This window comes from Nocardiopsis sediminis (assembly GCF_042650565.1).
Taxonomy (GTDB): domain Bacteria; phylum Actinomycetota; class Actinomycetes; order Streptosporangiales; family Streptosporangiaceae; genus Nocardiopsis_B; species Nocardiopsis_B sediminis.
On the sequence record NZ_JBHSBH010000002.1, the window covers coordinates 102,171 to 114,726 of the forward strand.

The 12,556-nt window shown below is 74.4% G+C and carries 10 protein-coding genes and 1 pseudogene; 4 read left to right on the forward strand and 7 right to left on the reverse strand.

The window, feature by feature from the left end:
* The 6 genes and pseudogenes from ACFOVU_RS01010 to ACFOVU_RS01035 all read right to left on the reverse strand — a co-directional run.
* A pseudogene (locus tag ACFOVU_RS01010) lies at positions 1-1,327 on the reverse strand (hypothetical protein); the annotation flags it as partial.
* Positions 1,324-2,178, reverse strand: coding sequence for a hypothetical protein (locus tag ACFOVU_RS01015; RefSeq protein WP_378529348.1), 855 nt, complete (start codon positions 2,176-2,178; stop codon positions 1,324-1,326). The gene ACFOVU_RS01015 and the pseudogene ACFOVU_RS01010, both read right to left, overlap by 4 nt.
* A 454-nt stretch (positions 2,179-2,632) precedes the next feature.
* The gene (locus ACFOVU_RS01020) at positions 2,633-4,531 is read right to left on the reverse strand and encodes a hypothetical protein (protein WP_378529349.1); all 1,899 of its coding nucleotides are present in this window, start codon (positions 4,529-4,531) and stop codon (positions 2,633-2,635) included.
* 66 nt (positions 4,532-4,597) lie between these two features.
* Positions 4,598-6,811 (reverse strand): CRISPR-associated protein, encoded by a 2,214-nt coding sequence (locus ACFOVU_RS01025; protein WP_378529350.1) that lies wholly within the window; start codon positions 6,809-6,811, stop codon positions 4,598-4,600.
* Between the two features lie 796 nt (positions 6,812-7,607).
* Entirely contained in the window at positions 7,608-7,946 is a 339-nt protein-coding gene (locus tag ACFOVU_RS01030; protein WP_378529351.1) for a hypothetical protein, read from the reverse strand.
* 84 nt (positions 7,947-8,030) lie between these two features.
* Entirely contained in the window at positions 8,031-8,957 is a 927-nt protein-coding gene (locus ACFOVU_RS01035) for a hypothetical protein (RefSeq protein WP_378529352.1), read from the reverse strand.
* Between the two features lie 190 nt (positions 8,958-9,147).
* Here ACFOVU_RS01035 and ACFOVU_RS01040 point away from each other — a divergent pair, with 190 nt between their 5' ends.
* From ACFOVU_RS01040 to ACFOVU_RS01050, 3 genes are all read left to right on the forward strand, one after another.
* Positions 9,148-9,396 carry a hypothetical protein gene (locus ACFOVU_RS01040; RefSeq protein WP_378529353.1) on the forward strand — a complete coding sequence of 83 codons (249 nt, stop codon included), beginning with the start codon at positions 9,148-9,150 and terminating at the stop codon, positions 9,394-9,396.
* A gap of 201 nt (positions 9,397-9,597) precedes the next feature.
* Positions 9,598-10,815 carry a hypothetical protein gene (locus ACFOVU_RS01045; protein WP_378529354.1) on the forward strand — a complete coding sequence of 406 codons (1,218 nt, stop codon included), beginning with the start codon at positions 9,598-9,600 and terminating at the stop codon, positions 10,813-10,815.
* 155 nt (positions 10,816-10,970) lie between these two features.
* The gene (locus ACFOVU_RS01050; RefSeq protein ID WP_378529355.1) at positions 10,971-11,258 is read left to right on the forward strand and encodes a TFIIB-type zinc ribbon-containing protein; all 288 of its coding nucleotides are present in this window, start codon (positions 10,971-10,973) and stop codon (positions 11,256-11,258) included.
* Between the two features lie 126 nt (positions 11,259-11,384).
* Here the strand turns inward: ACFOVU_RS01050 and ACFOVU_RS01055 are convergent, their stop codons facing one another.
* Positions 11,385-11,843 (reverse strand): DoxX family protein, encoded by a 459-nt coding sequence (locus ACFOVU_RS01055; RefSeq protein ID WP_378529356.1) that lies wholly within the window; start codon positions 11,841-11,843, stop codon positions 11,385-11,387.
* Positions 11,844-12,188: 345 nt separating this feature from the next.
* Between ACFOVU_RS01055 and ACFOVU_RS01060 the strand changes: the two genes are divergently transcribed.
* On the forward strand, positions 12,189-12,449 hold the full coding sequence (locus tag ACFOVU_RS01060) for a hypothetical protein (protein WP_378529357.1): 261 nt from the start codon (positions 12,189-12,191) through the stop codon (positions 12,447-12,449).
* Positions 12,450-12,556 lie beyond the last annotated feature (107 nt).

The following is a 12,556-nucleotide window of genomic DNA, read 5'->3' on the forward strand; positions in this document are numbered from 1 at the left end:
ACGCCGAGGGGTCGGCGCCGGCCTCGGTCGCCACCCACCGGGGCTCCACCCATGCCGGGGAGCCGTCGGCCAGGGGCACGGGCCGGGTCCGGAGTTCCGTCCCCTCCGGACCCGGCCGCCCGCCGGGAACCGCGAAGCGGCGCCCGGGTTCGGGGTGTGCACCCCCCGGGCGGGACAGCGGGGACCGGTCGGCGGGGACCCCGGCCGGTTCGGCGATCGGGAGCAGGGCCGCGGCGCCGTGGCCGTCGGCGGCGCGGCGGCCCAGGGGGCGGGCCTCGACCGCACGGATCTCGTCGAGGGAGAGGTCGCGCAGGGCGCGCAGCCGCACGAGCGAACCCGGGGCCACCGCCCAGCGCTCGGCCATGGGGCCGCGGTACATCCGGTGGTAGGCGCCGACGACCTGCTGGTCGATGTGGGCGCCGGTGACCTCTGCCGCGCCGGGACCCAGCACCGCGTGGAACGTGGCGGCCGCCGCCGCGCGCAGCGACCCCGGGGAGGGCCGGCCGAGGTCGTCGTCGATCAGCGCGGGCGCCAGGACCAGGAGATCCCGTGACCGGCCGCGCAGCCACGGGCCGCGCCCGGAGTCGACGCGATCGGCGACCAGCGGCTCGGCGCCGCCCTGGGCCGGGGTGATGCGGATGCCGCCGCCGTGGGCCCGGCTGCCGCCGGATCCCAGGGAGAGCAGGCCGTCGGCGGCCGCCAGGACGTCGAGCACGCGCCCGGCGAGGACGCGGAGATCGGCGCCGGTGGCGGCGCGGAGCTGCCAGCGGGCTTCGAAGACCTGACCGGGTTCGAGGCTGGTGGTGAAGAAGGGCATGGCGTTGCGCCCGGCGTCGCCACGGGCGACGCCGAGGTACTGCTCGGTGCGGGTCAGCGGCACCGCGCGGTGGGCGAGGTCGGGGGTGACCAGGCCGCCCAGGGACCGGTAGGCGATGCCGGGCGCTCCGGGGGCGGCGACGAGGTCGGCCAACTCCTGGAGGTCGTCGCCTGGGGGTACGTGGGTATGCCAGCAGCGCGGCGCGGGCACGGTCATGGCCGCGCCGGAGGTGTCCTCCAGGCGCGGGAAGGCGGGCGCGAAGCGGATGGAGTCGCCGCGCGCGATCCAGCCCTCGACGAGGTCGTCGCGGCCGGCATGGCGCAGCGCAGCGGCGAGCATCCCCCGTTGTGCGCGGCCGCTGATCACCGGGTCGGTGGTGATGCGCAGCGGGTCGTAGCGCGAGCGCACGACGAGTGACTCGGTGAGCACATAGCGCAACGCCAGATAGGCGTATGCGGCTCTGCCGGTACCGCTGGACCGGTCATCGGGCACCAGAGCCGAGATCGTCACACCTCTTCTTCTCGGACAGCGCCCCCGGTGCCGATTCCGGCCCAGGTCAGCGTGGCCGCGTGGGCGTTATCGCGGTCGGTCTCGGGGGTCTCGGCCAAGCGGGCGTCGATCCGGCCCCGGCCCCGGCTGGCCTTGAGGCCCGCCTGGGTGAAGGCGAGAGCGGCGCGGGCCAGGCAGCGGAGTTCGCGTGTATCCGGCGGGCGCGCCCAGCGCAGCGCGGCCGTGAGGCGCAGCCCGGGGTCGAGGACCCGGACGGTGCGCAGCCGGCCTTCGACGGCGGCGCCGCCAGGGTCGATCTCGACGCCGCTCTCGAGCGAGGTGAACGCGTCGGTGACGGCGCGCAGCAGCGTGGGGCCGTGCGCCGATGTGGGGTCGTCGGCCCGCTGCTCCAGCGCCCAGGCGACGGCGGCGCGCACGGATTCGGGCGGGAGGGCGTGGCCGATGCGCAGGATGCGGTCAGGGCCGTGCTCGCGGGAGGCCCCGAACAGGGCGCGGGCGGCCGGCAGCAGTGCGGGGTCGGCGCGCACGGCGCTGACGGCGGCGTCGCGCAGCCGGGCGGCGACGCGGTGGCGGGGCAGGTAGGGCAGGCCGTGCGCGTCGGTGACGACATCGGCGTCGGCGGCGGACCCGGAGGCGCTGGTGCCCGCGAAGACCGCGGGGGCCGCGAGGCTGACGATCAGCACCGCGGGGGCAGGGGTGGAGCCGCGCCGCCGCCGCGCGGCCTCGGGTACGCGCAGGATGGACGCCGGCCGGCGGGGTTCGCGGACCCCGGTCCGGTTCCCGCCGGAAAGGTAGCGGACCTGGCCGCCCCCGTAGCGGGAGGCGGCCGCCTGCGGTTCGCCCTCGTTCATTGGGTCTCCTCGTGTGGATGCCCCGGCTTAGGCCCGGGGAGGAGGGAGCAAACACGTCCTTCGGCTGGGGGTGCGCCGGCCGCCCGGGGTCCACGCCCGCCCGGCGGTGGCCGGGGAACGGGTCGGGCCTCCTAGGCGCGGTCCGACGGTCCGCGGGGTCTGTACCGCGTGCGCGCACGCGTCCGGCGGCGGGCCGTGTGCCACCGGTGGACCACGGCGACCGGGCACGCACCGGCCGCAGGAGCGGTGGCTCCGGTCCGGAGGCCGATGGAAGCAACGTTCATCGTCAGGCCCACGTCAAGGCCGGAACCGAAGGTTCCGCGGGAAGGACACGCGACCCGGCGCCGACGAGGCCGCCCCTGATACACGACCGCCCGGAACTCCCCGGCCCGCTCGCTGGAAGCGACGGCAGGAGCTAAAGCACCGAGCCCGACGCGGGCAGGAACGACGGCCCTCATCGGGCACCCGCCCGGGCCGGGACCGGTGGGTCGGCGAGGGGGACGTCGAGGTGGATGTCGAGGAGGCTGAGGGCGTCGAGCAGGGCTGCGCGGTCGAACGGCTCCGGCAGGCGGGCGGGCAGGCCGAGGTCGCGCCGGCGGGCGAGTTCGGGGGCGGGGTCCAGGCCGTCGCGCAGCAGCGGCTCCAGGCGGGACAGCAGCCACGAGCGCTGCGCCGCCATGGCCGGGGCGCGCAGGCCGCGCGGGGCGCTGTCATCGAGGTAGTCGCCCAGGAACGCGTGGAATTCAGCACCGGTCATGGGCAGGGTGGTCAGAGGCGGCACGGCGCCCGCGGGGTTGCGCGCGTCCTCCAGGCGGGCGAGGACCCGCGCGGGGGCGTCGAACAGGTGCGACCACGCCACCACGTGGTCGTCGCGCCGGTGCTCGGCGGCCTTGCGGTGCTCCTTGGCGCGTTCGCACAGTGCGGCGCAGATGTCGTAGCCGACGGACAGCGGCGCGCCGACCGGCTGGACCGCGATCCCGATGCCCGCCGAGGGCACCCCGGTGACGATCCCGGACCCGGCCGAGGGCGCCCCCGATCCCGCCGAAGGCACGCCGGTAGCGGTCTCGGTGGACACCCCGGTGGCGTTCCCCCACTCCGCAGAGTGCGCCCCGGTGGCGGATCCGGTCCCGGCTGACGTCGCCCCGGTGCCATTCCCGGCGCCGCCGATGATCCGTCCCCAGGGTTCCTGGCCCGCGCGGGCCGCCATGGGCGCCCGGGGGTCGGTGGGCGCGAGTCCGGCGGGGTCGGTGTCGAGCCAGCTCAGCGCGAAGCGGGTGACGCTCCAGGCCAGCCGGGCGTCGCAGATGATCGTGAGGTCGTCGCCGGCGACCACCACCGGGCGGACCGGGACGTAGACGGTGCGCCGGTCGGTGCGCGGGCGCAGCCGGGTCCCCGCTCCGGCACCGGTGATCACGGGGTCGCCGCCGGCGCGGTCGGTGTCGATGGCGGCGGCCACCGACCGGATGATGGCGCGGGCCAGGCCGTCGGTAAGGCGCGCGATGTCGGCGGAGACGCGGCGCATGGCGGCGACGACGTCGGCGCCGGAGTCGGCGCAGGCGCGGTGGTAGCGCTTGAGCAGGTCGCCGAGGCCGTTGAAGTCCAGATGGATGACCGCCAGCCGGCTGATGTCGCCGATCTCGCGGCCGAGGTGGTCGACGTCGGTGGGGAGTTCGAGGTGGTCGAAGCCGGCGGGCGCGGCGATGCCGCGCAGCCAGGCGGTGCTGTTGTCCTGGTGCCAGCGCCGGGCGCGGACGCGGGCGGCGACGATGTCGCGTGCCGCGCGCTCGCGGACGGGGCCGCGGTCGCGGGTGTGGTCGAGCAGTTCGGCGGGGCGCCCGGTGACGTCGCACAGGGCGGTGACCCCGAGCCCGGGCACGGGCTGGTGGGCGGCAGTGAGGCGGGAGCGGGCCTGCTGGAGGGCGACGGGCAGCAGCTTCAGCGCCTCGCCCTGGGTGGCGGGCGCACCGGGGGTGTCGGGGTCGGGGCCGTAGGCGATGTGCGCGACCACCGGGCTCAGCTGGTCGGAGACGTCGCGCAGCCGCCGGGTGTAGCGGCCGGTGAAGGTGCGGGCGTTGCGGGCCGCGCCGCCGGGCGTGGGGTCGGTGAAGGCGATGTAGAGGGCCCCTCCGGCGTCGCGGAGAACGCGGTTGGCGCCGGTGGCGGGGTCGGCGAGCAGGCTCTTCAGGTGCGGGCGCGCGGTGTCGGTGAGGTCGGCGACGAGCGTGGCGCGGCCGATGGCGTCGAGCAGCCGCCGGCCCTCGAAGACGAAGCGCTGGATTCCGGCGAGGTCCACGCCGACGAGGACGCCGCGGTCGCGACCGGCGTCAGGGGGCGGCCCGGCGGCACCGGTCATCGCGCCCCTCCCGAGCGGGAGGCGCGGGCGGGTCGGCGGGGGGTCATGCGGCGGGTCTCCCGGGGGTCAGAGCCGGAGTGCGGTCACGTGTGCGGCCAGGGCGCCGTGGAAGGCGGGCGTGCCTGGCTCTGCTGATACCACTCTCGGACGCCGGGTGTCCTCGTGGCCGGTGATCGCCTCCTCGGGGGCGCCGGTGTCGCCGGCGCCCGGCCGGCCGGTGTGCCACCAGGCGAACCAGTCGATGAGGTCGAGGGCGCGCGCGGGGTCGCCGTCGCCGGGGCGGTGCAGGGCCAGGGTGAGTCCGGCCGTGCCGCAGCGGACATTGAGGATCCGGGCGGCGGCGAACACGTCGTGTGCCCAGCCGCCGGCCCCGACGTCCTGCTCACGGTGGACGCCGTCGGTGGTGAAGTGGCGCAGCCGCTGCCGCCGCGGGGCGCTCAGCCCCAGGGCGCGGTCGGCCACGGTGAGGATCACGGTGGGCCGCTGGGGCGCGGAGTACTGCGGGAGGGGCGGGGCGTCGGCGGTGACGGTGCGGTCGACCCAGGCGGCGACCTCGTGGCCGCCCGCTGCGGCGCCGATGGCGTCGGCGGCGGCGTCGATGAGTTCGGTGTCGATCTGGCGGGCGGCGATCTCCGGGGCGATCTCGGCTCCGAGCGGCCCGTGCAGGACCCGGTAGCCGCGCAGCACGATGCGCCAGTCGACGGCCGCGGGGCCGTGCCGGCCGACGTCGCCGTGCGCGTGGCAGGAGACCCGGCGGGTCAGCGGCGAGACGAAGGTGACGCACCCCCCGCGCTCGTGTGCGGCCATGGCCAGGCCGATGCTCATCGCCTTGGTGCCGGTGGTGATGTCGGCGATCACGGGCGCGGGTTCGCTGCGGTACTGGTCGATCTTGGCGCGGGCGTAGGCGGCGACCTCGGCGGCGTCGGCGCCGTCGACCGCGGTGTCGGCGAACTTGACCCGCTCGGGGTAGCCGTCGTGGCGCAGGCGTGAGGCGAGCCGGCGCCGGTTGGTGGCGCGGAACTCATCGGGCGCTTCGGCGGCGAAGAGCGTGCGGCGCACGGCGAGGTCGAGGGCGCTGATCTCCTTCTCGCTCTGGCGGGTGAACAGCATGACGGTGCGGGCGGGCAGGCAGGCGCGGGCCGCCGCGAGGACCGAGAGCCGGCTCCCGCCCAGCCCGAGCAGGAGCACGGGCCCCGCGGAGGGGCCGGGGTGGGTCGCCGGGGCGGTTCCATCGGGAACGGGGGCGACGGCGCCGGTGCCGCCGTTTCCCGCGGGGGCGGCGGCGGGGAAGAACCCCTGGACGACGTGGTCGGCGGTCGGGAAGTCGCGCTCCAGCTCCGACAGCGCGCGCACGTGCAGCGGGGCGCCGCTCAGTTCGGGGTCGTAGGTGGCCAGCTGCTCGATGGAGCAGTCGCCCTTGTCCCCGGTGTGCACGAACAGCACGCGAGCGGCGCCGCCGAAGGCCCGCTGCGCCTTGGTCAGGGTCCACCCGGCGGCGTCGAGGATGTGGCTGGGGTCCTTCTTGACCTCGACGCAGAGCACGCGGTGCCGGTAGCGGACGATGAGGTCGAAGTCGCCGATGGATTCGCGGGGCGAGCGGGGGTCGGGCATGACCCGGTTGCCCATGACCTCGGCGCCGGGGGTGTCGGCGAGCCGGCGCCGGAACAGGTCGAGCACCCGCGCCTCGGCCATGTCGCCGGGGCCCAGCGGGACCGGGCGGCCGCGCAGCCACGCTTGCTGTTCGGGGAGGCGGTCGCCGGGGCGCAGCTCGATGCCGTGCAGCCCGGCGAGGGCGTCGATGGTCAGGGCGCTGCTGTCGATGCCCCCGGGGTGCAGGGAGCCGTCGGTGAAGCGCAGGGACTCGGAGGTGGCGTCGAGGTAGCTGCGCCAGCGGTGCCTGCCGGGGAAGCGGCGGGCGTGCTGGAGGACGGCGTGCACGCTCATGACCTTGGTGCCGCCGGTGTAGCACAGCCGCCAGTCGCCGGTGAGCCCGGCGGCCATGCGGTCGAAGCCGGCGCGCACGGCGGCGAAGTCGTAGGTGTCGCGGCCGAGGTCGACCAGGCGCGCGTCCTCGATGCCCGGGCAGAGGCGGCGCGCGGTGCCGGCAATGGCGGCCGCCCGCTGGGCGGTGTCGCCGCCGTGGACGACGACCAGCCGGCGCGGGGCGAAGGTCAGGGCGGACAGCAGTGCGGGGGTCGGGCTGGTGCCGGCGAGGGCGACGAGGGTGTCGGGGGCGCGCTCGGCGCCCGGGTCGGCGGGGCGATCCGGTGTGGGTCCCATGGGTCCACTTCGCACATCTCTTGTTCTAGTACCTGGGCGGCGCGACCGGTAGGGACCCCCGTGCCCGGCAGCGGTCCCCTCGTCCGGGAGGCGTGTCCGAGAGAAGTGGTCCAGCGGGGTGATGATCCTCGCGGACCACTGCACACCACGACCAACACCGATCAATCAGACCGACTACCAAACCCCTCACCGGAGCCCGTCGCCGAGGCCGCAGGCGCCCCTCGTCGACCGGCAGCCGAAAAGGAGGAGCGGTGACCAGGACGGAACGGACAAGGGCATCGGACCCGCCGGCGCAGCGGACCCCTCCGCATTACGGCGCGGCGGCCGGCATACGAACCGGACCCGACCCCGCCCTTCCCCTTCCCTCCACCCGGCGGACGGTATAGCCGCGATCACCACAAAACTCGCGCGTCGATCAGGGAAGACCACCTCCCGGCAGACGGGATAGCGACCACGCCGAGCACGACCCTGGGGAATTCTTCGTCGTCCACCCCCGGCAGACGGGATAACAACGCCAGTTGTTGACGGGCGCTCCGTCCAGGGTCGATCCTCCCCGGCAGACGGAATCACAACAACATCTGGCTCGCCTGCGAAGCGAAAGTGCACGCCCGGCTCAGCATCACCGGAAGACGGAATGACCACGGCCGGGGCGAGCGCCGTACGGCGCCGAATCGCTGCACGAGAGGCGGCTCCGGCCGCGGGGGACACCCGATCCCCCACGACCGGAGCCGCCCTTCGCCATGGCGCACACAAGCCGAACCCGGCACGCCGAGCGCGCCGGGCCATTGCCATGGGATCAGGAGCCGTTGCGGCGCCCCAGAGCCTTGCAGCCGAGGATGGTGCCGTCGGGCGAACGGACGAGATCAGTGGGCACGAGGAGGTCATGGCGTTCGGGATGGGCCACCGCCACCGTCGACGACACGATGTACCACACCCCCAGCGCGGGTTCGGGCAGCAGCGGTGCCTTGCCGTAGTCCTCGGCGAACACCGGGATCCCCCCGATGCGGCCGATCTCGCAGCGGTCGACGGCGACGCGCACGGGCTTGCTCGCGGCCGGGCAGCGGACGACCACCTTGTCGTCGGCGTCGAAGATGGTCACTTCATGCGGTGTCAGGTTGACCAGCGGAAGTCGCATTCTTCCCTCTCACATCCCGAGCCGACCGGCTGGCCCGCCGGACCCGGCATGCAGCGGAGCATCCATCGCCCGCGGCGTGCGGAGTCAGTCGAACAGCAACCCGTCGAATTCCTGTTCCTGGTATTCCGCGTACACCGGACGCGGAGGCCGGGACCGCCGGCGGTCCCGCGCGGGCGGACGACGCCGTCCAGCGGCCACTTCGCGGCCGGTCGTGAGTGTGTCCACGCGCAGCGCGCCGAAGCCCTGCGCGGTGTACTTGCCCACACCGGTCAGCTCGATGAGTTCCAGCAGCGCGCCGAAGTCGGAGAGGCGTTCGCCGTCGGAACCGTGGGGCAGGCTCAACCGCAGCCCGCCCTCCCAACCCGGCACCGTGCGCCCCGCGGGTCCGGGGTGCTCGGTGGCGCGGATCGGCGCGGAGTCATCGGGGGCGCGCCTGAGCCGCGCCGTCACATCGTCGATCCGGCGCAGCCAGGGTTCGGCGATCTCGCGCGGCGCGAACCGCGCCACCGCCCCCACCGCACCACTCCCGCCCAGCACACCGCCCGATGTTCTGTGCACCACGCCGAACAGCAGCCGCGGCCCCGGCCACGCCTGGAAGCTGTCCTCGCCGTCATAGTTGCGCGCGAGCGACACGACCGGGCTGAGCGTGTGCAGCGTGGCGCTCACGGGCGCCCGCTGCGGATGGGCCAGGATCGCGGCGTAGCCGCGGGCGTGCACGGCCGTCACCGAAAGCGGTTCGAACAGGTGGTCGCCGACCCGTTGCACGCGGCCGATGAGGTCGGCGGGATCAGTGCCGGGAGGGGATTCGTCGTCGAGCCAGGTCAGCGACCACACCCACAGGCGGTCGGCGATCGGCTGGGGCCAGCCGTTCATCGCCCACTTCTTGGCGGCGCCGTGCTCGGGTCCCGGCTGCGGCCACCACGAGTTCAGCAGCCCGTGGCAGTCGACGGCGCGCACGGGCCGGGCGGCGTCGGCGTGATCACGCAGCACCAGCGTCCAGCGTCGTGGCATCGTCACTCTCCCTTTGTCGAGGGTCTCGACCGTCGTGGGCGCGGCTCCGGCACCGGGCCGGAGCACCCATAGCTCTCGGACAGGATGCGCGGCCCCGTCCGAGAAGTGTCGGCACACCATCACCGAGATCCGCGAGACGAGGCAGGCGCGACCTGGCAGCCTCGACGCGATAGAACGGAGCCTCCGCCGCATGAACCCCGGAGACGACCACGCCGACCCGCCACCGAGCGACGTGTCCCCGCCCGCCCACCGGGCGTGGCTGGACGCCTACGTCGATCACCGGCTGGCCGGGATCGGCCGGGAGCTGGCCGGAGACACCGAGGGAACCGACCTCGGGACCAACCGGATTCCACCGCCGCCCGCTCCCCATATCACCGCGCGTGAACTCGCGCCCTACCTCGCCGAACTCGCCGAGCGCTACCGAAGCAGGACCGCTTGATCCGGATCGCCCGCCCCAAGGGGGTTGACTCAGCGCATACCGGCGCTTTACCTTCGAAGGTGACCACGCGCGCCACGATGGCGGCACCTTCGGGGACCAGCCGGCGTGGGTGTGTCGACAGCGCCTGCAACCTTCTTCGATTGCCTTTCCCGGAGAGCTGGGGAAGAGCCTCAGCCCCGTGCCCCGGGGAGAAGAAGGATCTTGAGCACGCGTTGCCTGTTCTCGGACCTTTTCGGTTCGACCGCGTTCCTGAACGCGCTCACCCGCGCCTTCGGCTGCGGCCGGTGCGACGCCGGTGCGCAGCGCCACGCGGTCCAGACCATGCAGACCTGCGAGCGCCATGCCGCGCAGTTCGACTCCGCCGTCACGCTGCTGAGCGAGCATTGCCCCTGCCCCGCGCACGGCGGTAGCCCCAACGCCAAGATCACCAAGCGCATGTCCGAGGTCCATACCTCGCTCGACGGCGGGACCCCCGCCCCGGCCGCGGTGCGCCGGCTCTGCTTCGCCCTGCGCGATACCGAGACCGACCGCGCCTTCGCCCGGCTGCGCCTGGTCTACCCGCAGTGGTCGGGGCGCACCCTGCGCTGCGCGTTCTCCGAGCGGCCCCGCCGCTGGGCGCGCCAGCAGGCGGTCGCCGCCGAGATCGCGCCGAGCGTGCTGGAGCAGGAGGCCCTGGCCGCGCTGGTCCTGGCGGCCGGGTTCGGCCACCCGGCCGTCGACCTGCCCGACGAGCAGTCCGACGACTCCGTCGACCTCGTGGCCGGCGGCCTGGTCTCCGACCACGGGTTCACCCAGGAGTCCGGCGCCGTGCCGGTGGCCGACCGCGCCGGCCGGGCCGTCCTGGCCACCCGCGAGCGGCCCCTGGTCTCGGTGCCCACCGGCGACTACCTGCTGCGCAAGCTCGCCGAACTCTCCGGCGGGGTCGACCCCGCCCGGGCGCGCACCGTCGACGAACAGCGCCGGGTGGTGCTGGCCGGCGAACTCCGCGGGATCAGCCCCGAGGAGCTCGCCCGCCTGCTCACCGGGGTGCTGCGGCGGCTGGCCGAGCGCATGCCCGAGCACTTCGATCTGCTGGAGCGGGCCCGCGGCCGTGCCCGCAGCGCCCCCTACCGTCCCGTCGCCGACCCCCGCCCCTCGCCGGTCCCTCCGCCCGGCACCGAGCGCACCCGGCAGGTTCCGTTGCCCGAACGCGAGATGGCGTGGCTGCGGTGGACCGCGTGGACCCTGGTCAACCAGGCGCGCCGCAGCCCAGTGTTCTACGCCGCCAACCCTGTGGCGGCTCTCGACCGGTTCCTCGACAACCACCTCCGCACCCGCTCGTGGGCGGTACCGGCGGTGTGGTCGAAGGCGCTGGACGACGACGATACCCGGGCCGACCTGCTCGACGCCCTGGTCGACGTCGTCGCCAACACCGAGTGAGTCCCGGCCCCCGTCCGTCCGCCGTCGCGCGCGGACCGGGGGCCGGCCCATGTCCGCGGTGCGCGCCGCTGTCCCCGGGTTTCGGGTCCGGCGCCGCGCGCCATATCGGACGCTTCGGGTGGAACCGGTGCGGCGGCTGCGGTATCTAATCGGCCATGAACGAACTCAACTGCCCCAAGTGCCCCGGCCCGCTGTCGCGGCGGGTCCTGGTCGGCGTCACGGTCGACCAGTGTGAGAAGTGCAAGGGGATCTTCCTGGACCGCGGCGAGCTCGAGGAGCTGCTGGAGGCCGAGCACCGCTGGAGCCGCGGCCACGAGGCCGAGTACAGCGGGGGCCGCAGGCGCCGGGAGGAGGACGGCGCCTACGAGCCGGACGCCGCGGAGGGCTACCACGGCGAGCGGCGCCGGCGCCAGTCCAGCTTCCTGGACGAGATCTTCGACTGACGCGCCCGAACGCCGAAGGGCCCGTGGCCGCCCCGGTGAGGCGGGCGCACGGGCCCTTCGGCGTATCGGGGGCGGGGGCGCCCGGGAAGTCGCCCCCTTCTCAGAACCGGGTGCCGGGACCCGGTGTCAGGCCACGCGCGCGGTCGCGGGGGCGGCGGCGGTGGAGCGGCCCCAGGGCAGGAAGCGGTCGAGGGCGAAGCCGCCGCCGGTGAAACCGAGCGCCAGGGCTGCCGTGCCGAGCGCGAGCACCAGCTCGAAGCCGCCTTCGCTGACGAAGAGCGGCGTGCCGAAGTGGCCGAACACGTAGGCGCCGACCATCTGTGCGGCCAGCAGGACGCCGGTGACGGGCAGCGCGAAGCCGACCACCAGGGCGATGCCGCCGCCGAATTCGATCGCGATCGCGACGATCCCCGCGATCTCGGGCAGCGGGACGCCCATAGACGCGAACCCCTGGCCGGTGGCGGCGACGCCGGACTGGATCTTCTGCCAGCCGTGGGCGATGAAGATGACGCCGATCGCGATGCGCGCGATCAGGGTCACGGTGTCGGTGAGCGGGTTGCCTGCTTTGAGCGCTGTTCCGGTCATCGTCTCTCTCATTCTCTGGCGGGTATCGCGGCGATGGTGCGGGGACAGGCTGCGCGGCGCTCCGATCCGCCCATGGGGGAAGCCGGAAAAATCTTCCCTGGAAACTAGATCATATCCGCTACCGATCGCACACGTTCTGTGGCGAGAACCACAGGGGAAGGGGAGTTGCGCGAAACCCGCTCTCGCGCTTGGCGGACGCCGGGGGTCGCGGCCTTCGCTAGGCTTCCGGTTAGGGCGGCACGCACCCTTTGCACCACAGATCCACTGGTCGGCCGACCTCGGCCTTCGAACGCGTGTATGATTTTCGCGCCAGCACCCACACCGATCCGAAGGGATGCCACCGCCGTGGTCACCGAGGTCTTCACGCTCAAGTATTGCGATCCGCACGCCGTCCGCGAGGAGAAGGTCGAGGCGTCCGAGGTCATCCAGTTCGCCTGGGACGGCACCGTGCGCGAGGTCGACGCCTGCTCCGAGTGCAAGAAGGAGCACGAGGCGCTCTACGAGCCGCTCGTCGACTACTCCCGCCCGTTCAAGAAGCAGCGTCGCGTCACCAAGAAGAACGACGCCAAGGCCGACGACACCGAGAGCACCGACTCCGACGCCTGACCCGTGGCCCACGACGACCGGCGCCGCCCCCCGGCCGTGCCGGTCGTCCGCCAAGGAAAGGAAAGGCGCCCCGCTCCCCCGCCGGCCGCACCGGCCCCGCTTTCGCC

Excerpts from the sequence above, each read along its gene's own strand:
- ACFOVU_RS01015 (WP_378529348.1), bottom strand. The coding sequence starts at position 2,178 with ATGAACGAGGGCGAACCGCAGGCGGCCGCCTCCCGCTACGGGGGCGGC.
- ACFOVU_RS01020 (WP_378529349.1), bottom strand. The coding sequence starts at position 4,531 with ATGACCGGTGCCGCCGGGCCGCCCCCTGACGCCGGTCGCGACCGCGGC.
- ACFOVU_RS01025 (WP_378529350.1), bottom strand. The coding sequence starts at position 6,811 with ATGGGACCCACACCGGATCGCCCCGCCGACCCGGGCGCCGAGCGCGCC.
- ACFOVU_RS01030 (WP_378529351.1), bottom strand. The coding sequence starts at position 7,946 with ATGCGACTTCCGCTGGTCAACCTGACACCGCATGAAGTGACCATCTTC.
- ACFOVU_RS01035 (WP_378529352.1), bottom strand. The coding sequence starts at position 8,957 with ATGCCACGACGCTGGACGCTGGTGCTGCGTGATCACGCCGACGCCGCC.
- ACFOVU_RS01040 (WP_378529353.1), top strand. The coding sequence starts at position 9,148 with ATGAACCCCGGAGACGACCACGCCGACCCGCCACCGAGCGACGTGTCC.
- ACFOVU_RS01050 (WP_378529355.1), top strand. The coding sequence starts at position 10,971 with ATGAACGAACTCAACTGCCCCAAGTGCCCCGGCCCGCTGTCGCGGCGG.
- ACFOVU_RS01055 (WP_378529356.1), bottom strand. The coding sequence starts at position 11,843 with ATGACCGGAACAGCGCTCAAAGCAGGCAACCCGCTCACCGACACCGTG.